Consider the following 20132-nt stretch of genomic DNA (forward strand, 5'->3'; position numbering starts at 1 on the left):
CAGGATCCTTTCCGTGCAGGACCACGCTCCGCATATGGCACGCACGCCACCCGGCGGCACCGACACCCCGGCGGCCGCGCCCGGTTCGCGGCCCGCCCGCGCCAAGGAAGTTCACCGCGTCAGCCACGCGGGCGCACGGCGTTGTCAGTGGCTCCGCCTAGCTTCTGCGACATGACGCGGACCGCACACACCTTCGCCTACGCACGCCCCTCCTCCCTGACCGCCGCAGACGCGGGCCAGGCCCTCAACCTGGAGACGGCGTCAGGCCTGACCCCGACCGGCGCCGATGCCCACCCCCAGTTCTTCGCCGGGTTCCTGAGCGCACCTCAGGCGGCCGCACGGGCCCTGCTCGCCGTCGCGGACGTGGCCGCGGCCCGCTACTACCAGCGCACCCTGCGCGCCTCCCTCGACCCGGTGGTCACCGGCAACGGCGACCGGCTGCGCTTCGAGTCGTTCTCCGGCTGCTGCGGGGTGTACGCCCGGCTCGACGTGCTGCCCGACGGCCTGCGCGGCGCCGACACGGGCCACGGCACGACCAACGTCGACGTCAACAACCCGCTGCGCGAGGCACTGTCCCGGCTCAGCGGTGACGACCCGCTGCACCTGCGCGTCGGCCCCGACGCCATGGCGGTGACCACCCTGGACGGACCTGTCGTCGAGAAGAAGGTCCCGCTCCCCGAGCGCTGGCTGCGCGGCTTCGCCGAATCCCAGGCCGTCACCACCGGCTTCGACCTGCGGGCCGAACTCGGCGCCGCCGAAACGGCCCGCTTCCTGCGCTCCCTGCCGCGCACCGCGACGGGCGGCGGGGCCGCCGGCGGCGCCCTGTGGGTGGTTCCCGCGGGCCGCACACTGCGCCCCACGACCCGGCCGGTGCCCGGCGCGGTCTGCCTGCCCGGCCCCGAACGGCTCGCCGCCTTCCAACGGGTGCTGCGCCACGCGACCGGCCTGCGCGTGTACGGCCCCGCACCGGACGGCGCGGGCCCCACCGCCTCCGCGTGGGAAGTGGGCCTGCCCGGGATGCGCCTCACCCTGACCCTGTCACCGGAGGCCGGCCGCGGGTTCTCCGGTGAGGGCGGTGTCCTGGAGGCCCTCGCCACCGACGCGGCCGCCGAGGACGCCGAACTGATCTCGGTCCTGCTCGCCTGGGAACCCCGTATCGATCCGGCCGACCTCGCCGGCCAGTCGGGGCTGCCCGTGGACCGCGTACGGGCGGCCCTCACCCGCCTGGGCACCGCCGGCCGGGTCGGCTACGACGTCGCCGAAGCCGCGTACTTCCACCGCGAACTGCCCTACGACGCCCGGCGCGCCGAGCGCCACAACCCGCGGCTGGTCGCCGCCCGCGCCCTGCTGGCGGCGGGCGCGGTCACCCTGGAGCACCCCGGCACCGCCGTGGTGGCTTCCGGCGAACGCCGCTACCAGGTCCGCGAGTCGGGTGGCGCACTCAGCTGCACCTGTCAGTGGTGGGCCGACTACCGGGGCCGCCGCGGCCCCTGCAAGCACGCACTCGCCACCCGCATGGCCCTGCGGGCCGCCCACCCCACCACCACCCCCGCCCCGTCCGGAGCCGCACGATGACCGCCACCGCCACCGCCACGCCCGCCCCCGCGGCCACCACCGCCGATGTCCTCGCAGCCGTACGGGCGGGCCGCACCGCCCGACTGCCCGCACTCCTCCAGCCGCTGGAGCCCGCCGAACGCAGGGTCCTGCTCACCGAACTGAAGGAGCTGCGCCGCGAACTGCGCGCCTCGCGCTGGGAACGCTGGCGGGAACGGGACCTGATGAGCCCGGCCCTGGCGGTCGCCGGTGCCGCCTGCACCACCGGGGCGGCGGCGGCGGCCGCCTGGATCGGCGCCGCCGACCTGCGCCGCTGGAGGCCGCAGCCGCCCACCGCCGCCCTGCTCGACGTACTCTCCGGCCGCGACCCGCAGTGGCTCGGCAAGCTCGCCCACCGGCTGGCCGACCGGCCCACCACCGCCGAGCAGGACTACCCGCTGATCAGCGCACTCGTCCGGCTCGCCGGCTGCGAGACACCCACCACCGACGGCTGCGTCGAAGGCTGGGCCGCGGCCGTGGGAGCCACCGGCTCACCGCTCGTGGACGCCCTGCGCCGCGACCCCCACATCACCGCATTCGCCCCACGGCTGTTCGAGACCGCCGAACCGGTCCGGGCCCTCGAACGGCGCTGGGAGACGGCCGACCACAACCAATGGCCCGGCGCACTGGCCGTCCTGGCCGACGAGGGGTGCCTGGACCGCGCCGCCCTCCTGGACGGGTGCACCGCGAGACTGCTGCGCGGCGGCAAGCCCGCCCACCTGAAGCCCTACCAGGCGATCCTGGAAGCGCTCCGTCCGACCGCCGAGGAGGAACGGGAGCGGGCCGCCGACTGGATCGCGATGGCCGCCGACGCCCCCTCCGCCGTCGCCGGGACCGCCCAGCAGACCCTGGCCCGGGTCGCGGCGGCCGGCCACCTGACCCCCCGCATGCTCGCCGAAATGTCGGGCGCCGTCCTGTTCCGCACCGAGAAGAAGCTGGTCCGCGCACAACTCGTACTCATCGGCAGGGAACTCACCCGCGACCCGTCCGCCGCCCCCGAGCTGCTGCCGGAGCTCGGCGAGGCCTTCGGGCACCCGGACACCGACATCCAGGAACGGGCCCTGAAACTGGCCGCCGCGCACCTCACCGACGATCCCGTACTGCGCGACGAACTCGCCGACCGGGCACAGCTGCTGAGCCCGCTCCACCGGGCCCGCGCCGTGGAACTCCTCGGAGCCGCCGCCGCTCCCGCCGCAGCCACCGCCCCCTACGAGGAAATCCTGCCGCCGGTCCCCGTCCCCGCACCGCTCGCCCCGTCCCCCCGGACGGTCGCCGAGACCGTGGAACTCCTCGCCGCCGTCGTCAACTCCCGTACCGCGGGCGTCGAGGAGTTCGAGCGCGCCCTCGACGCACTGGTGCGGCACTCCCACCGCGACCGTGCGGCCCTCGCCCAAGCCCTGCGTCCCGCCCTGGCGGGCCGCTGGTGGCTCGACCCCGAACAGTCCCGCCACTACACCCAGGAACTCCCCGGCCTCGAACACGTCGCCGCCGCCATCATGGACATGCCGCCGACGGCCGAGGCACAGCCGGCGCTCGCGTCCTGGCGCGCCGACTGCCACCACACCGGCCTCCACAGCGCCCTCCACGCCCGCGTGCGCGAGGCCGCGCACCGCATCATGACCCGGCCCCTGCCCTTCCTGCTCGCCACGCCCACCGTGGAGACCGGCTCCCTCGACGCCCGGGTACTGGTCGCCCGCCTGGCCGAGTACGGCCGCCTCGGCGAGGACCCCGCCCCGGCCGACTTCGCCCAGGCCCTGCTGCGGGTCCGCCGGGACCCGGCCGTCGCCCCACAGGCCGCCGCCCTCGGCACGCCCGAGGGCGACCGCCTCGCCGCCTGGCTCGGCGCCGCCGGACAGCCGGTGCCCGTCACCCGCCGCACCGCGCCCACGGTGCAGTACCGGTGGGGCGGCCGGACACCCGCACGCCTCGTGATGGACACCGCACAACGCACCACCGTGGTACGCGAGTTCCCGCCCCCCTTCCACGAACTGGCACGCGCCCGCACCGCGGACGACCGCTGCTGGGACGGCGGCGGGGACACCGCCCTGCTGCTCTCGGTGCTCCCCGAGGACCGGGAGACCCTCGCCGCCTGGGGCCTGCCGGCCGTCATCGCCGACGCCGTCCACGAAGGGCGCGCAGGCTCCGCACAGCTGCCCCTGCTCGCCGCGGCCGGCGGGCCCGCCGGCCCGGCCCTGCACCTGGCGGTCGCCACCGGACTCGGCGCCCGGCACCCCGAGGACCGGCTGCGGGCCGTGGACGCGCTCCTCACCCTCGCCGCCCGCGGCGACCTGGACGCCGTACGCCTCGGCGGTGACCTGGCCGACCTGATCGGCCTGGGCACGGTCAAGCCCAACCGGCTCGCCGACTCGCTGCGCACCGCCGCCGCGACGGGCGCCTACGCGACCACCTGGGCCGTACTGTCCGCCGCACTGCCCGCCCTGCTGACCGGCACCGCCGATCCGCGCGGCGCCGGAGACCTCCTGGCGACGGCCGCCGAATGCGCGGAGCAGTGCGCAGCGACGTCCCCCCAGCCGGCCGGGCTCGCCGACACCGCGGCCCGCGGCGGCAGGTCCCGCCTGGTCACCCAGGCCGCCCGGCTGCGCGACGCCCTCCACCGCAACGCGCAGACGCCGGCCGCGCACTGACGGATGTCCGGGCCGCCGGGCCCTGCCCGGCGGACACTGTGAGCGACGAAGGGAAAACCATGGTGGAAGACGTCTGGCGGATGGTGCACGCCGAACGGGCGGCCCTGATCGAGGACCTGGAGCGCCTGGGTCCCGAGCAGTGGCGGCAGCCGTCGCTCTGTGAGGGGTGGACCGTGCACGACGTGGTCGCCCATCTGGTCGACACGGCCCGCACGACGCGCCTGGGCTTCGTGACCGGACTGGTCCGGGCGCGCTTCGACTTCGACCGGCAGAACGCCCGCGGCGTCGAACACGCACGCGGGGCCACGCCGCACGAGACCCTGCAGCGGCTGCGCGAGGCGGCCCCGCGCACGTCGACCCCACCGGCGCCCCTGGACAGCCGCCTCGTCGAGGAGATCGTGCACGGTGAGGACATCCGACGGCCCCTGGGGCTCACCCGCCGCTACCCGCAGGAGGCCGTCGTCAGGGCACTCAGGCTGCAGACACGGACCCCCGCGTCGTTCGGCGGGGCCAAGGAGCTGGTGACGCGCGTCCGTCTGACGGCCAAGGACGCCGACCTGGCGATCGGTTCCGGACCGGAGGCCAGAGGACCCGCGCTCTCCCTCCTGATGGCGGTGGCGGGCCGCCGGGTGGCCCTGGACGACCTCACCGGCCCGGGCGTCGCGGCGCTCGCCGAAGGGGGCTGAGGCGACCGGCCGGCCACGGGGAACGGCGCCGCGGGGGGACCGGCGGCCCGGGAGCGGCGGCCCGGGGAACGGGGCCCGGGAAGTGGCGGCCCGGCGAGAAGGAAATCCCTGGGACCGTCCCGCCGGGCCGCGTACGCTCCGCCGTATGCCCCGCTCCTCGAACAAGCCCCGCCGGCTCGTCGCCGACGGGCGGACCTACATGTGGACGGTCCGCCACGGCCACCACGTGCCGGAGAACGGCGGCTGCCGCAAAACCCTCACCCTGCACGCTCAGCCGCCGGGCACCGGCGGCCTGCTGCGTTTCGTCTTCGACGAGGGTCCCACCCGGTACGTCTCGGGGTTCACCACGGGATCGGGCGAGGTGGGAGAGGTCGGCGTCGGCGCCCTGAACCTGCACGAACCGGGCACCGTACGGGTCCTGCTCGACGTGGCGCTGGCCCGCGGGTGGCAACCGGGGGAGCGGCGCGAAACGAAGGCCGACGGCTGGTCCTTCCTCGGGACGGCCGTCGCCGCACGCGGCTGAGCCCGTTCCCGCCCGCCCGGAGCCGGAGGCCGCAACGCCGCACCCGGCGCCCGGCCCCGCATCCGGCGCCCGGCTCGGCCGCCTCAGCGGAGCGGCGGCGTCGAGCGGGCACAGCGCTCCGCGAGCAGGCGCAGATGGGTGACCAGTTCCTCCGGCCCGGTGACGTCGAAGTCGCAGTCGAGCATGCCCAGATGGACGGCGAGGGTCTGCACCGTGTCGGCACCGGTCATCAGGACACAGCTGTCGGCGTCGATCGCCTCGACCGTGCCGACCGCGGGGTTGATCCGCTCCAGCACCACCGCCGCCGGAGCGTGCACGGTCACCCGCGCCCGGTAGCGCCACGCGGCGCCCGACACCCGCCGGGAGACGTACGCCGCGAGGTCGCCGTCGGGCGCCTCGCGCGGGGCGAAGCGCGGCCCGGCCGGGGTACGGGGCCGGATCCGGTCGGCCCTGAAGGTCCGCCAGTCCTCGCGCTCGACGTCCCATGCCACCAGGTACCAGCGCCGTCCCCAGTTCACCGCCCGGTACGGCTCCACGATGCGGCGGGTGGACGCCCCGGCGTGGTCCAGGTAGTCGAAGCGCAGCCGTTCCCGGTCGCGGCAGGCGGACACCAGGACGGTCAGCACCTCCGCGGAGACGGCAGGCGCCGGACGGTCGGCGGGCACGGCCACCGTGTACGCCCGCAAGGCCCGCACACGCCTGCGCAGACGCGAGGGCAGCACCTGCTCGAGCTTGGCCAGCGCCCGCAGCGAGGTCTCCTCGGTGCCGGGGACAGTGCCCTGCGCAGCGGTGTGCAGGGCGATCGTCACCGCGACGGCCTCCTCGTCGTCGAGGAGCAGCGGGGGCATCACCGCCCCGGCGCCCAGCCGGTAGCCGCCGGTCGTGCCGCGCGTGGCGTCCACGGGATAACCGAGCTCACGCAGCCGGTCGATGTCGTTGCGGACCGTCCGCCCGCTCACCCCCAGGCGCTCGGCCAGCTCGGACCCCGGCCAGGACCGAGCGGTTTGCAGCAGGGACAGCAGACGCAGCAGACGCGCGGAAGTATCAAGCATGAAGCCCAGCCTGAAGTGTCATTAGGAAGGCACCGTGCCTATATCGAGAATATCGTTCTACCCATGGAGACCAGCAGCAACACCGACGCCCGGATCCGCCCCTACCGCATCGACATCCCGCAGGCCGAGCTCGACGACCTGCGCGACCGGCTGGGGCGCACCCGCTGGGGCAGCGAGATCCCCGGCGCCGGCTGGAGCCGGGGCGTGCCGGGCGACTACCTCAAGGCCCTGGCCGCGTACTGGGCCGACGGCTTCGACTGGCGCAAGGCGGAGGCGGAGCTCAACGAGTTCCCCCAGTTCACCACCGAGATCGACGGCCAGAACATCCACTTCCTCCACGTCCGTTCGCAGAACCCGGCGGCCGTCCCGCTGCTCCTGCTGCACGACTGGCCCTGCTCGTTCGTCCAGTTCGTCGACGTCATCCGGCCGCTGGCGCAGGACTTCCACGTCGTCGTGACCTCCACGCCGGGCACCGGCTTCTCCGGCCCGCTCGGCGAGGCCGGCTGGAACACCGGCCGCATCGCCGCCGCGTTCGTCGAGCTGATGAGCCGGCTCGGACACGACTCGTACGGCGTCCAGGGAACGGGCGGCGGAGCCTGGATCGCCGCCGAGATGGGGCGCCGGGCCCCCGACCGGGTCATCGGCATCCACGTCAACGGCCTGATCACCTTCCCCTCCGGGGACCCCGCCGAATGCGAGGGGCTGACCGCCTCCGAGCAGGAACGCCTCGCCCGGCTGGAGGAGTTCCAGCAGGACCGGATGGGCTTCAACGCCATCCAGTCCACCCGCCCGCAGACCCTCGCCTACGGCCTGCACGACTCGCCGGTCGGCCAGCTCGCCTGGATCGCCGAGAAGTTCAAGGAATGGACGGACCCCGCCGCCGAACTCCCCGAGGACGCGGTGGGCCGCGACCGCCTGCTGACCAACATCAGCGTCTACTGGTTCAGCGGCACGGCCGGCTCCTCGGCGAACCTCTACTACGAAGCGGGCCACGACGCGAGCGCCTGGGCACCGAAGCCGCGCGGCACCGTCCCCACCGGCGTCGCCGTCGTCCTGAACACCGATGTCGCCATCCGCCGGTTCGCCGAGCGGGACCACCGCATCACCCACTGGAGCGAGCTGGAACACGGGGGCAACTTCCTCGCACTGGAACAGCCGCAGGCGTACCTCACCGACGTCCGCGCCTTCTTCGCCACCCTCACCGGCTGACCGCCCCCGCGGGGACCCGCCCCCGCGGGCGCCGGGCGCGACCGCGACACCGTGCACCGGATACGGGCCCGGCCGGTGCACGGCATCGTCGTGCTGCCCTACCCGAACAGGCGGTCACCGGCGGCCGCCATCCGATGGGTACCGCCGTGGCGGTTCACCCAGTCGCGGACGAGGCCGATGGAATGGGCGCACTGCCAGCCGCCGTCGTAGTCACGCACCCCGGTGAAGGCCCCGTAGCCCGCGATGATGCCGTCCACCCGCCCGTCGCCCAGCAGCTTGTCGACGTACCACGGATCGTTGTACGTGGTCGTCCAGGCCAGGGTGGCCGCGAGGGCCCCGCTGTCACGGTCCGCGGCGCCCTTCTTCAGCTCCGCGCACGTGTAGTACGTGGGTTCCGTGCAGTTGCCGAACCCCTTGGTGATGTCGCTGTCGCCGTAGTCCATCACCCGGCGGCCGGCCGGGAACCCCGGACCGGACCGGTTGAAGGCACCCTGGACCCGGTCGCGGGTCCCGGTCGTCGTGATCCCCTCCAGACCGCCGAGCCTGCCCTCCAGACTCCTCCACCCCCGGCCGCCGACGTCCGGGTCGCTGCCGCCGTGGTACTCGTAGAACCCGTAGAGCACCGGGATCCCGGCGGCCGTCAGCCGCTGCGCCTTGTCACGCAGTCCCGCGACGCTGCATCCGCGGTTCTCCCGCTCCCCGCAGTAGTTCGGGTCCTTGATGTCCAGCCAGACCAGCGCCAGCCGGCGTCCTGCATTCGCGTGGGCGAGAATGCGGTCGATCATGCTGTCGAAGCTGGGGCCCAGCCGGTTGTCACCGGCCGATGAACAGTCGTGCCAGGCCCGCCATTCGTTCGGGTTCCACCAGGCGCAGACGTCCATCTCGATGCTGTTGGCCCCGTGCGCGAGCGCGGCGTCCACGCCGCCCAGGGTGTCGACGCGGTGCGCGATGGCATAGACCGGGTGACGCTGATCGGCTGCTGCCGCCGGGGCCGCGCCGAGAGCGGTGGCGCCGATGACGGCGCACAGGGCCGCGATCAGCGCCAGGAGCATCCGTGGGTAAGCGGTCAAGGAAACACCCCGCCATGTCGGTGTCCGAATCGGGCGATCGGCATCATTCATCGCATGCCGCATGCGATGAATGCATGATGAACGAAACCCGGTGAAGGGCGCCCCCGGGCGGCCCGCGAGTGGCGAGAAACCGCTTCCGCGGCGACGGGGCGGCCGCCACGGCCGCAGGTGCCGGCCGGCGCCTGCCGGCCGGGCGTGCCCGGCCCGTTCCGGCGGCTTCCTGTCGATCACAAACCGCACAGCCGGTAAAGCCTTGGCCCCTATGGAGTGAATCCCGACAGAACCCCGCGACCCTTGGCCGGAACCTTCCATACGGTGGCCCCTCTTCGCTCATCACCACAACTGGGGGGCCGGTGCGCAACCACCGACTCGTAATGACCGCTGCCCTCGTGGCCGCCGGTCTCGGCATCATCCCGGGCACCGCGCAGGCGGCGGATCCCGTACCCGCCGCGGCCGGTGTGGCCGAGGCGATAGCCGAGGCATCCACCTCCAAGGGCTTCCACAGCCCGGCCGACCGTACGATCCGTACCGCCCTGCCCGCCGCCACCGCCGCGGGCAACGGCAAGGCGAACGCCAAAACCGCCGCGCCACAGACCGCACAGGCCGCACAAGCCCCGCAGACGGCGCAGGCCGCACAGGACGGGCCGGCCGCACTGGACGCGGGAGCCAACCCGACCCTCGCGGTCGACGTCAGCGGCACCAGCTACACCGCACACGGCATCGAGCTCACCACTCTGATCACCAGCGCCGACTTCGCACTCGGCGTCGTCATCGACTGGGGCGACGGGAAGACCGACACGCTCACCGCCCAGGGCACCGCCGAGCTGCACCACTCCCACACGTACGACAAGTCCGGCGAGTACCAGGTCAAGGTGACGGTGACCGACACCGCCAACGCCGTCCAGGCCGTCAACGGAGGCGCCTTCCTCACCCCCGGCTCCGACTTCACCCCGCACACCCCGACCCGGCTCCTCGACACCCGCTACGGCACCGGCACCGGCGCACCCGCGGCCAAGGTCCCCGGACAGGGCTCCGCCCGGGTCAAGGTGGCCGGCAACGCCTCCGTCCCGGCGGGCGTCACCGCCGTCGCCCTCAACGTCACGGTCACCGAGACCGTTGACAGCGGCTACGTGACCGCATGGCCCGGCACCGGCTACGACCGCCCGGGCACCTCCAACCTGAACTACACGGCCGGCCGGTCCGTCCCGAACCTGGTGATCGTGCCGGTCGGCGAGGACGGGTACGTGGAGCTCTACAACGGCGGCGGACAGCCGGTCGACCTGATCGCCGACGTCACCGGCTACTTCACCCGGGCCCAGGCCGCCGGCTACACCTCGATGGCGCCCGCCCGGTTCGTGGACACCCGTAAGGGCCTCGGCACCGGCACCGCCCCGGGCAAACTCGCCGCACGCAGCGCGTTCACGACCCGGATCAGCGGCCTGAACGGGGTGCCCGAGGGCATCACGGCCGTGGCGCTGAACGTCACGGTGACCGAACCCCAGGGGACGGGCCACCTGACCGCCTACGGCGACGGGCCGGTCCCGACGGCATCGAACCTGAACTTCGTGACCGGCCAGACGGTCGCCAACGCCGTGATCGTGCCGGTGGCCGCGGACGGGACGATCAAGGTCTTCAACGGGGCCTGGATGCCGGCCCACGTGGTCGTCGACGTCGTCGGCTACTACAGCAAGGACAGCAAGGCCGCCTTCCTGCCCTTCACCCCGTTCCGCACGCTCGACACCCGCGAAGAGGCCTACGGCTGGCCCGGCGGCCGGTTCCGGGCCCGCGAGTACATCACGCAGGGGTTCACACCCGAGGCCGCGACGGGTGTCGAGGCGTACGTACTGAACACCACCGTCACCGAGACCGGCGGAGACGGGTTCCTCTCGGTGGAGCCGAGCCCCTACCCGCTGCCGGCGCCCGGCGAGAGCGCCGCACCCGCCGCACCGCGCCCCGGCACCTCCACCCTGAACTGGACGGCCGGCGCGATCGTCCCGAACCTGGTGCAGGCCGGCGACGGCGACCACGGCGTCATCACCTTCTGGAACCAGGGCTACCAGGACGCCGACCTGGTGCTCGACGTCTTCGGCGTCTACCAGTCGAAGTGATGCCCGGGGGGCGGCCCGCCCGCGCGCGCCGCCCCCTGCAAGCCCCCACCGGCCCGGCCGTCGTTGAATGGCGGCATGGTCAGACGCAAGAAGGTGAAGAGGAAGCGCCCCGTCTTCGGCATTCCGAAGGGGATCGTCCTGCTGGCGACGCCGGAGGGCTGGCGCACCAGCATCCTCACCGTGGAAGGCGGAATGCTCTGCGGCCGCCTGGACGTGCCCACCGGCACCGGACCGCAGGAAGCACGGGCCGCGGCGGCGGTGATGGTGAGGGAACTCGCGCGCCACTTCCACGACACCGAGACCGAGGTGAAATGGGATCCGCCCCGGGAGCCCTGGTCATGGACCGCCCGGATCACCCCCACCGCCGGGAACGCACCTGCTTCGCCGGACACCGAAGACTGAACCGAACGGCAGACCCGGGCAGGGCTCAGGGCCTGCACAGCCGTACGGCGAGGGCGGCGATGTCGTCGTCGAGACCTCCTCTGCTGTAGTCGAGAAGGTCGCGGTGAAGGGCCGTGAGCAGCTCACGGGGCGGTGTCGGGGGCTGTCGGCGCATCCAGGCCGCCAACGGGAAGAACTCGCCGTCGCGGGCGCGGGTCTCGGCGATCCCGTCGGTATAGAGAAGCAGCAGGTCATCGGGGGCGAAATCGAAGGTGTCGACGTTGTAGTGGTCGCCGATCAGCTCCGCGAGACTCAGCAGCGCCGAAGGATTGGTGGGCTCCAGGAAACGGACCTTCCCGCCGTTCAGGAGCAGCGGCGGGGGATGCCCGCAATTGAGGATGCCGATACGTCTCCCCTCGTGCGGGATCTCGACGAGAAGGGCGGTGGCGAACCGCTCCATCGGCCCCTCGGGTGGAAAGGCGGCGTTGTAGCGGGTGCTGCTGGCATCCAGCCGGCGCGCGACGTTGACCATGTCCTTCTCGCTGTAGGCGGCCTCCCGGAAGGCATTGACGATCGCCGCGGCCGCCCCCACCGCCGGCAGGCCCTTGCCCCGCACGTCACCGATGAGCAGCCGCACCCCGAAGGGCGTGTCGACCACCTCGTAGAAGTCCCCGCCGATGCGTGCCTCGGCCGCGGCCGCCAGGTACAGCGCCTCGATCTCGATACTGCCGAAGCGGCGGGGCATGGGGCTGAGCACCACCTGCTGCGCCGCGTCGGCGACGAGCCGGACCTGGAAGAGGGTGCGCTCCCGCTGGAGCCGGACGTGGCTTCCGTACGCGGCCGCCACGGTGACCGCGATGATCCCCGAGGCCGTCCACCACGTCCCCAGATCGGGGAAGACGAAGCCGAGGCCGATCATCAGAAGGAGGCAGACCGTCCCGAGCAGAACGGTGGGAAGCACCGGCCACATGGCGGCGGCGAGGGCCGGCGCTGCGGGCAGGAGACGGCTGAAGGCCATTTCCGGAGGAGTGGCGTAGGCCAGGCTGGCGATGACGACGGTCAGGATGACCGGCGACAGCCGCACAAGTCTTCCCGGGCCGGGGCGCCGGCGGAGCCGCGGCCGTCCAGACTCGATCACACTTCACAGAATATCTACGTAATGAGGGCATAGCGCTCTGACGATCAGAGCCGGCCGCCTGCCCCGGATCGCGGGGCCGCCCGGCCGCCGGCCGTCGCATCGAGCCCTGCAGGCAGGCCGACCAGGCAAAACGCCTGACATCCGCCCCCCGGCCCCCGGGCGGAGCCCCGGGGTTTCCGCAGACCGGAAACCCCGAAGCCCGCCCCGGAACCGGAGCCCCGGCGCGAGAACCCGGACGGGGCTCCGGCCCCACCGCGGAAATCCGACCCGCGGCCAGCCCCACGACGTCCACGCACACCCGGTCCGCTGCGTACCGGCCCGGAGAACGTCCGTACCGGCCCGGAGAACGACGACGCCGGGCCCGACGGCCCCAGGCAGCCGCCCACGGCCCGCAGGCCGCCCCGCACAGCCCCCGCGGCGCTCCGCGGCCGCGAGCGGGCCGGCGAGGGGGCCGGCGAGGCGGCGACAGGCCTGGGTTCAGCGACGAGGCCCGAGCGTCGGCAGCCCACCGGAGACCGTCCGCACACTGCGGCCCGTGCTCTTCCTGTCCGCGGCCCGTCTCGCGGCAGGCAACGCACCGGCCATGCTCCGCAGCCGGCCCGCGGCTCCTGTGTCGCCGGCGCTTTCACACGCGGCAGCAGCACACCGCATGGCGGCCTGTGTCTGCCGCACCAGAAGGTCCCGGTGCGTCTCGAGGAAGCCGGTGACGCGCACAGCACCGGGAGCTCCGCGAACACACAGATGCAGCCGCTCCGGCCGGCCCGGCGGGGCGGGGGCGACGTAGAGGCGGGCAGTGCTCTCACCCGTGGCGATCGCACCGATCGCCGCAAGCGTCTTCTCGTCGCCGGGCATGAGGACACGCTCGTACCGACCGGGACTGCAGGGAGTCAGCGACGCTTCCGCCACCTGCCGGCCGCTCCATCGCACGCGCATCCCGACGCCCGGCTCCAGAGGAATTCCGCGGCGGGGACGACAGCCGAGAGGAGTTCGCGGGCCGCGCCGCGGATCGGCACGTATGTCAGGCGCAGGCGCAGGCGCAGGCGCAGGCGGTCGGCGGCGGGCGCGCGGGGAAGGCCGGGACCGCCCCGTTGCCGGTGCCGTCGTTGTTCAGCTCTTGCGGGTCAACGGCTGCCCGGCGAAGCGCACCCCTGCCAGGCCATGGGCCATGAGGTTGCGGATGTTGCTGTGATCGGTGTCGTTCGGCGTTGCCAGCACGCTGCGGTAGTGCTCGCCGAACGCCTGCAGTGCTTCCTGGTCGCTCAGTCCTTCCAGCAGGGCCAGTGCCAGCGTCTTGCAGGAACCCTCGTTCTCACCTGCCGCGTTTTCCTGTTCACCGTTGCGGAATGCCTGCGGCTGGTATTCGAAATGCGCGGTGACGAACGCCAAGGTGTCGGCGAACTCGTGTTCACCTGACGCCAGGCTTGCCCGCAGCGGGTTCAGATCGGTCATGTCGGACTCCTTGGGTTGAACAGACGCTCCGATTGCCGTCCGTGACCGGGGGACGATACCCCCCTTCAGCCAGCCGGCAGGAATCCCGCCACATACCGAAACGCGCGGCATCTCCGCAGGTCACGATGTGTGCGCTGGTGTGCCCCGCCGAGAGCCGCTTTGGGTCCGGGCACGCACCGTCCAGGCGTACCGGGACGCCCCGCACGCGTGGCCGGGGTCGGACTCTCGAGGGCCCCCGCTCCTCTCCGGAGCGTCCCGTTGGCCGTCAACTGCGGAGCGGGCAGGCCGCACGGAGCTCTCACGTACGCCGGTCGATGGTCACCGAAGTGCCGGAACTAGCCTGTGTCTGCGCCGGAACATGCCGCTCCGGTATATCGCGCGAGGTGGGGGACGTATGGGCAGGACCGTGGGCTGGGGCCGTGGCGCAAAGTGGGCTGCGGCCGCGGCACTTGTGACCGCAGCCGTTGCCGGAGGGGTCGCCCTGATGGCGGCCCCGGCCGAGGAGTACCCCGCCGGCGACGGCTGGATCCGGGAACCGGCGTCGTCGAAGACCGCGCTCCGCGCCGCACGCGACCCCTCGCGGGCCGCGGTCTCGGCGGAACTCGCCGCCGCGGCCGCGGCCGCCGGGATCCCTGCAGGCCCGGTCCCTACCTCGGACGGGGGCGGGACGGCCGACTGCATCGCGGACTGGACTGGCGACGGCCCCGCGGACGAGGCCCGACTGGCCGCCCTGGAGACCGCCTTGGAGGCACGCGGCTGGCAGGTCATGGCCCGCCGGGAGGGTCCCGTCCCGGGAGTGGCCCTGAGCAGCGGCCCCTGGCGGCTGGAGCTGCACAACGGAGGCCTCCTGAACACCGCCACCCTGGTCGCCAGGCGCATCACCGAGTCCTGCGACGAAGCATTCCGTCGCGAGGAGGAGACCCGGGGGCCACGAGGCTGACCGGCCGGGCAGGTCAGCCTCGAACAGGTCTCCGGCCCGCCGCTGCCCACCTGTTCCAGAGCGTCTCCCCTCACCGGCCGCAGGTCATTTCGGCGAGCAGCAGGGCCGGCAGGACGCCGGGGGAGTGGGCCCCCAGGATCGGCGCGGCCTGCTGGAGGCGGTGCTGCTCGTGGGCGGGCAGGGACAGTGCCACGCAGGTGGCCTTGCCCAGGGTTCCGACGGAGTACGCGACGCACACGGTGCGCCGGTCTGACGAACCTCTCGCGGTACGCCGTGAAGTGTCGGACCATCAGTCAGTGGGGCATGTCACGACGGGGGAGGCCGGTATGTCGCAGGGATGGAAGATCACGGTCATCGTGCTGGCGACGGCCGGCATTCTCTCCACACCGTTGCTCTGGCTGCTGGACAGCTCCGACGCGGGGCAACTGGCCGGGGCCTCCGTCCAGGCCGCTGCCGGCATCGCGGCCCTGGTATGGGCGCTGTTCCAGACTCCGGGAAGCCGCACGGACGACGTGGCCGTCCGGACCGGACGAGCGCGGGCCGACGGCGGGGGCCATGCAGTTACCGGGGTGAGGCGTCCGGCAGGTCGGGGCGGTGGATCGGCGAATGCGGACCGGACCGGGAACGCCTCCGCCGACGGCGACGGCAGCGGCGCCGTCAGCGGGATCGACTACAGCTGACCGGCCAGGCCACAGCGCACCCGCACGACACAAGCCGCAGGGGGACGGTTGGGTGACCAGGAGAGACAAGCGTGAGCGAAGCGATCCGGACGCTGCCGATGCCCGGGTGGCCGTGACCGGCACCGGGAATGCCACGGCCGCATCCGGGGCGACAGCCGTGACCGGCTACCGCGGCCCGGCACCAGGGACCGGCGGTTTCCCCGACCTTCCGGCACGGGTATCAGGGACCGGGGATGCGAACGCCGCCGAGGGCGCCTTCGTCAACACCGGCTACATCGGCGAGATGAACGTCGACAAGCTGAACATGGTGCAGCAATGCACGCCCCGGGAGCCGGCCGCCTGGCCGCATCAGGTCGGCGTGATCCCCTCCCGAGCGAGGTCCTTCCAGCACCGCGCCGAAGCGCAACACCTGCACACGGCGGTGGCAGACGGCGGCACGGCCCTGCTGTGCCGGGTCCTGACCGGCATGGGCGGGGTGGGCAAGACCCAACTGGCCGCCGACCACGCGCACGCAGCGTGGCAGGACGGCGCGGTGGACGTGCTGGTGTGGGTCAGTGCCGACGGCCGCTCGGCGGTGGTCGCCGGGTACGCGAAGGCGGGTGTCGAGCTGTGCAGAGCCGACCCCAATGACGCGGAAGGTGCCGCCGTCTCGTTCCTGGCCTGGCTGGAACCCAAGCCCGAGGTGCGGCCCTGCCGCTGGCTGGTGGTGCTGGACGACGTCGCGGACCCGTCGGACCTGCGCGGCCTCTGGCCCCCGGCCAGCCCGCACGGGCGCGTCCTGGTCACCACTCGCCGCCGCGACGCCGCCTTGGCGGGCAACGGGCGTCGTCTGATGGAGGTCAGCTTGTTCACGCCAGCCGAGGCAGTCGCATACCTGAGCGAGATGATGGCCGTCCACGGCCGCACCGAACCCGATGACCAGCTCGCTGCGCTTGCCGCCGATCTGGGGAATCTGCCGCTGGCCCTGGCCCAGGCCGCTGTCTACCTCGTCGACTCCGGCATGACGGTCGCGGCGTACCGGGCCCTGCTCGCCGACAGCGCCACTGCACTGGCGGACGCCGCTCCGGACACCCTGCCCGATGACCAGAAATACACTGTTGCAGCCGCTCTGACCCTGTCCCTGGACCGCGCCGACACCCTCCGCCCCGGTGGTCTGGCCCGTCCTCTGCTCCAGTTCGCCGCCTTCCTCGACCCCAACGGCATCCCTGGCGCCCTCCTGGCCAGCGCCCCTTTCCTTGACCACCTGAGCGCCCAGCGCACGTGCACCGGCCCCACCGACGCCTCACCCACCCCGCTCTCGGTCACGGCCGACGCTGCGGGCGCCGCACTTCGCGCCTTGCACCGGCTCCACCTGGTCGAGCACACTCCCGACACCCCCTACCAGGCAGTCCGTGTCCACCAGCTCATCCAGCGTGCAGTCTGTGGCACTCTCACCTCCGACCAGCGGGACGCGTTCGCTCGCACCGCTGCCGACGCCCTGACCGACGTGTGGCCCGCCATCGAACGCGACACCAATCTCGCTCAGGCCTTGCGTGCCAACGCCACCACCCTCACCCACCACGCTGAGGACGCCCTCTACCGGCCCGGCGCACACCTTGTGCTGTACCGCGTCGGCCGAAGCCTCGGCGAGAGCGGACAGGCCGCCGCCGCCCGCGACCACTTCCAACACCTCACCGACTCCGCTTGCCGCTTTCTCGGCCCGGACCATCCCGACACCCTCGCCGCCCGCTACCACCTCGCTCGGTGGCGGGGCCGGGCGGGGGATACGCCAGGAGCCGTGGCCGCGTTCGCCGCACTGCTCGATGACCAACTGCGTGTGCTTGGCGCCGACCACCCCGACACGCTCACCACTCGTCACAACCTGGCGCGCTCGCGAGGCGAGGCGGGGGACGCAGCCGCGGCCGCCACCGCCGAACTGCTCGAGGATCAGCTGCGCGTGCTGGGCCCGGACCATCCCGACACCCTCAACACCCGTCACGGCCTCGCCCGGTGGCGAGGTGAGGCGGGGGACGTGGACGGCGCCGTGGCCGCGTTCGCCGCACTGCTCGATGACCAACTGCGTGTGCTTGGCGCCGACCACCCCGACACCCTCACTACCCGCCACGGCCTCGCTTGGTGGCGGGGCCGGGCGGGGGATGCGCCGAGTGCCGTAGCCGCGTTCGCCGACCTGCTTACCGATCGGCTGCGGGTGTTGGGCCCGGACCACCCCGCCACCCTCACAACCCGGTACAACCTTGCATGGTGGCTCTGGGAAGCGGGGGATGAGCAGGCGGCGGTCGAAAGCACAGCCGCGTTGCTGGTCGACCAGGCGCGGGTTCTGGGGGAGGACCATCCCCAGACCGTGCACGCCCGAGAGAGCCTTGCCCGGTGGCGGGCGGAGATCAAAACTGGGGGCGGGAACCGGGACGCCAAGTCGACATGAAGCTGCATCCGATCGGGGTCTCGCGGTGTCCGCGCTGCAGCTCGCCACCGACACCCGGATCGGCTACCGGCGCACCTCCTTCAAGTACGGGAATGCCGGCGACATCCCGGCCGACGGCTGCAACACCCGCGCCGAGGTGCTCCTGGCCGAGGCGGTCGTGCAGGAGGTCGCTGCTGCGTCCGCCGGCCTCCGGGTACCGTCGCGGGCAGGCCCGGAGCTGTTGAAGGTAGCTCCGGGCCCTGCCGTGCGTGCGGGTCGTGTCGGACGATCTCCTCCGCCGGGATCCCCCGGCGTCGGTGGACCTCGTGCATGATCTCGCCGATGTAGGTGGCGGTCTCTACCGTTCGGGTGCGGGCGGGGCTTCGGAAGGGCTCTGCTCGGCGTGCCCGCTCCGGGGGCGGTGGTGCCAGGCCGCGTACAGGCCGGCCAGAGCGGAGGCGTAGCCGGCGAGAGCCTCGGGGGAGACACGGCCGACGAGGACGAGGACGACGCCGGTCGCCAGGACCGCCAGGAACACGGCGAGATCTACGGGAAAGCTGCCACGCGGGGGACGACGGCTCGGCACGATGGTTCTCCTCAGTACATGGAAGGTCGCAGGACATCACCGCCGCCGCTCTGCCGCTGAGGCCGTGCCGCGGGGTGTGGTTCGAGCGTCACGTCCCGGCAATGGGTGCGCCAAGGGAAACGATCTTCTTTCCGCAACTGTCAACCGGGAGAACAGGCATGACGGGTGTTGCCGAGGAGGGAACCGGCGGCGAAGCCACCGCAGGCGCAGGGCCCCGGCCCGGCCGCCGACCACTCAACCCGCTGAAACCGGAGGTCTTCAGGAACCGTCCGCACAAGCTGGCGCTCGTCCGGCACCTCCGGTCCCTGATCGACGCCGCGGACCTGGCCAGCAAGAACGTCGCCCCGGGCGCGGCCATGAGCGCCTCGACCCTCTCTAAGAACCTCTCGGGCGACCGGCTTCCCCAGCGCTCCACGGTCGAGGCGATCGTCCAGCTCTGCGGGGCGAGCGACGAGGTCCGGTCCCTGTTGCTGCGCCTGCACACCGCGGCCCTCGGAGAGGTGCACCCGGCCTTCGCCGAGCGCCTGGCGATGGCCGACGCCTACGAGGAGACCGTCCTCCTCCATGACCGGGTCCAGGCCCGCCTGGAGGAGGTCATCGGCGAGCACCGCCGCCGGCAGGCCGCTTACGACGACCTCCTGGTCCGGCACGAAGCGACCGGCCAGGCCCTCACCGCAGCCGAGGACGAACTCCGTACCCGGCAGCATGACCATCAGCAGGAGACCGCCCGCCTGAACGCCCTGCTCCAGGAGGAACAAGAGGCTCGCCGACGGGACCGCACCGCCTTCGACGCCCGCCTCGACCGGGCGCGAGCCGACAGCGCGGAGCAGCTACGGGCCCGGGAGACGAAGGAAGCGCGCCTCGGCCAGGACCTGCTCGCACAGGAGAACGAGATCCAAATCGTCCGCGGGCTGCTGGAGGACTCGGCCGCCGAGGCGACAGCCCTCCGGCAGGAACGCGACCGCCTACGCGTCGAGTCCGCCCGGCTGCGCGAGGACCTGGTGAGCCTCCAGGCGGAACTCGCGGCAGCCGGAGCCGGCCAGGACGAACACGTCGAGGACCTGATGCTCGCCCCGGCACAGCAGGCCGTCGGCCGGGTCCTCGACCGTCATCCCGCCCCGCGGGAGGACGGCGAAGAGACGGGGCAGCCGCCGGTTGCCCGGGACGCGACCCAGGCCGACGGCGGGGCCGGCATCCCGGTGGCCGCCCATCCGAAGCCGCAGCTGAGAGACCGCGTCGACAGGCTCCAGCTGGCATCCTGGGGCGCCTTCGTGGTCGGCGTGGTGCTCTTCGGCATCGGACTGTTCCAGTACACCGGGCCGGTGCTGGAAGCCCGCCTGACGGCTGCCGGAGGGTGGTTCGTCGGCAGCGGAGCCCTCGTGCTCTTCGTCGGGTTCATCCTCACGGCTGTACGCGACGCGAGGTACTGCTCCGTCGACCCCACCGACTACGCATACATGTATGACCTATGACTTATGACCTCCTCGAAGGCGTGAGCGGCCCCGGGGTTGGGCTCCGCCCGGGGATGCTGGGGCCGCCCACGGCCGTCGGAGGCTGAGGGTGTTGTTCGGTCTGGTCCACGTCGTCGCGGCACGGGGTGCAGCAGCGGAATTGCCTGTGATCCTTCCCCGGTTCGCGGCTTACCGGTACATCGCCATCGTGGGTGTCGCC

General features: G+C 73.0%; 17 protein-coding genes. 11 read left to right on the forward strand and 6 right to left on the reverse strand.

Features of this window, described 5'->3' with window-relative positions; all coding sequences use genetic code 11:
* Positions 1-171 precede the first annotated feature (171 nt).
* From OG444_RS39545 to OG444_RS39560, 4 genes are all read left to right on the forward strand, one after another.
* A complete protein-coding gene (locus OG444_RS39545) occupies positions 172-1575 on the forward strand; it encodes an SWIM zinc finger family protein (protein ID WP_327260097.1) in 1404 nt (467 codons plus the stop codon).
* A complete protein-coding gene (locus tag OG444_RS39550; protein WP_327260096.1) occupies positions 1572-4238 on the forward strand; it encodes a DUF7824 domain-containing protein in 2667 nt (888 codons plus the stop codon). Before OG444_RS39545 ends, OG444_RS39550 begins: the two co-directional genes overlap by 4 nt.
* A gap of 59 nt (positions 4239-4297) precedes the next feature.
* On the forward strand, positions 4298-4924 hold the full coding sequence (locus tag OG444_RS39555) for a maleylpyruvate isomerase family mycothiol-dependent enzyme (protein ID WP_327260095.1): 627 nt from the start codon (positions 4298-4300) through the stop codon (positions 4922-4924).
* Between the two features lie 145 nt (positions 4925-5069).
* A complete protein-coding gene (locus tag OG444_RS39560) occupies positions 5070-5447 on the forward strand; it encodes a hypothetical protein (protein ID WP_327260094.1) in 378 nt (125 codons plus the stop codon).
* Positions 5448-5530: 83 nt separating this feature from the next.
* Here OG444_RS39560 and OG444_RS39565 read toward each other — a convergent pair whose 3' ends face one another.
* A complete protein-coding gene (locus tag OG444_RS39565; RefSeq protein WP_327260093.1) occupies positions 5531-6499 on the reverse strand; it encodes a helix-turn-helix transcriptional regulator in 969 nt (322 codons plus the stop codon).
* Positions 6500-6562: 63 nt separating this feature from the next.
* On the opposite strand from OG444_RS39565, the gene OG444_RS39570 reads away from it, so the two are divergent.
* On the forward strand, positions 6563-7708 hold the full coding sequence (locus OG444_RS39570) for an epoxide hydrolase family protein (RefSeq protein WP_327260092.1): 1146 nt from the start codon (positions 6563-6565) through the stop codon (positions 7706-7708).
* Positions 7709-7806: 98 nt separating this feature from the next.
* On the opposite strand, the gene OG444_RS39575 is transcribed toward OG444_RS39570, so the two are convergent.
* Positions 7807-8778 carry a phospholipase gene (locus OG444_RS39575; protein ID WP_327260091.1) on the reverse strand — a complete coding sequence of 324 codons (972 nt, stop codon included), beginning with the start codon at positions 8776-8778 and terminating at the stop codon, positions 7807-7809.
* 374 nt (positions 8779-9152) lie between these two features.
* Between OG444_RS39575 and OG444_RS39580 the strand changes: the two genes are divergently transcribed.
* The gene (locus tag OG444_RS39580) at positions 9153-10886 is read left to right on the forward strand and encodes a PKD domain-containing protein (protein WP_327260090.1); all 1734 of its coding nucleotides are present in this window, start codon (positions 9153-9155) and stop codon (positions 10884-10886) included.
* 75 nt (positions 10887-10961) lie between these two features.
* A complete protein-coding gene (locus OG444_RS39585; RefSeq protein ID WP_327260089.1) occupies positions 10962-11288 on the forward strand; it encodes a hypothetical protein in 327 nt (108 codons plus the stop codon).
* Between the two features lie 25 nt (positions 11289-11313).
* On the opposite strand, the gene OG444_RS39590 is transcribed toward OG444_RS39585, so the two are convergent.
* Both OG444_RS39590 and OG444_RS39595 read right to left on the reverse strand, forming a co-directional pair.
* Positions 11314-12351: a PP2C family protein-serine/threonine phosphatase gene (locus tag OG444_RS39590; protein ID WP_327260088.1), complete on the reverse strand. Its 1038-nt coding sequence runs from the start codon at positions 12349-12351 to the stop codon at positions 11314-11316.
* Positions 12352-13512: 1161 nt separating this feature from the next.
* A complete protein-coding gene (locus tag OG444_RS39595) occupies positions 13513-13854 on the reverse strand; it encodes a HopJ type III effector protein (protein WP_327260087.1) in 342 nt (113 codons plus the stop codon).
* A 484-nt stretch (positions 13855-14338) separates the two neighbouring features.
* On the opposite strand from OG444_RS39595, the gene OG444_RS39600 reads away from it, so the two are divergent.
* Positions 14339-14794 carry a hypothetical protein gene (locus OG444_RS39600; protein WP_327260086.1) on the forward strand — a complete coding sequence of 152 codons (456 nt, stop codon included), beginning with the start codon at positions 14339-14341 and terminating at the stop codon, positions 14792-14794.
* A gap of 70 nt (positions 14795-14864) precedes the next feature.
* Here OG444_RS39600 and OG444_RS39605 read toward each other — a convergent pair whose 3' ends face one another.
* A complete protein-coding gene (locus OG444_RS39605) occupies positions 14865-15032 on the reverse strand; it encodes a hypothetical protein (RefSeq protein ID WP_327260085.1) in 168 nt (55 codons plus the stop codon).
* An 88-nt stretch (positions 15033-15120) separates the two neighbouring features.
* Between OG444_RS39605 and OG444_RS39610 the strand changes: the two genes are divergently transcribed.
* The gene (locus OG444_RS39610; protein ID WP_327260084.1) at positions 15121-15474 is read left to right on the forward strand and encodes a hypothetical protein; all 354 of its coding nucleotides are present in this window, start codon (positions 15121-15123) and stop codon (positions 15472-15474) included.
* Between the two features lie 157 nt (positions 15475-15631).
* A complete protein-coding gene (locus OG444_RS39615; RefSeq protein WP_327260083.1) occupies positions 15632-17896 on the forward strand; it encodes a tetratricopeptide repeat protein in 2265 nt (754 codons plus the stop codon).
* 337 nt (positions 17897-18233) lie between these two features.
* Here the strand turns inward: OG444_RS39615 and OG444_RS39620 are convergent, their stop codons facing one another.
* Positions 18234-18461, reverse strand: coding sequence for a hypothetical protein (locus OG444_RS39620; protein WP_327260082.1), 228 nt, complete (start codon positions 18459-18461; stop codon positions 18234-18236).
* Positions 18462-18619: 158 nt separating this feature from the next.
* Between OG444_RS39620 and OG444_RS39625 the strand changes: the two genes are divergently transcribed.
* Complete coding sequence (locus tag OG444_RS39625) at positions 18620-19933, forward strand: helix-turn-helix domain-containing protein (RefSeq protein ID WP_327260081.1); 1314 nt, start codon at positions 18620-18622, stop codon at positions 19931-19933.
* The last annotated feature ends 199 nt before the right edge of the window (positions 19934-20132 follow it).

It is taken from the genome of Streptomyces sp. NBC_01232 (genome assembly GCF_035989885.1).
GTDB lineage: Bacteria > Actinomycetota > Actinomycetes > Streptomycetales > Streptomycetaceae > Streptomyces.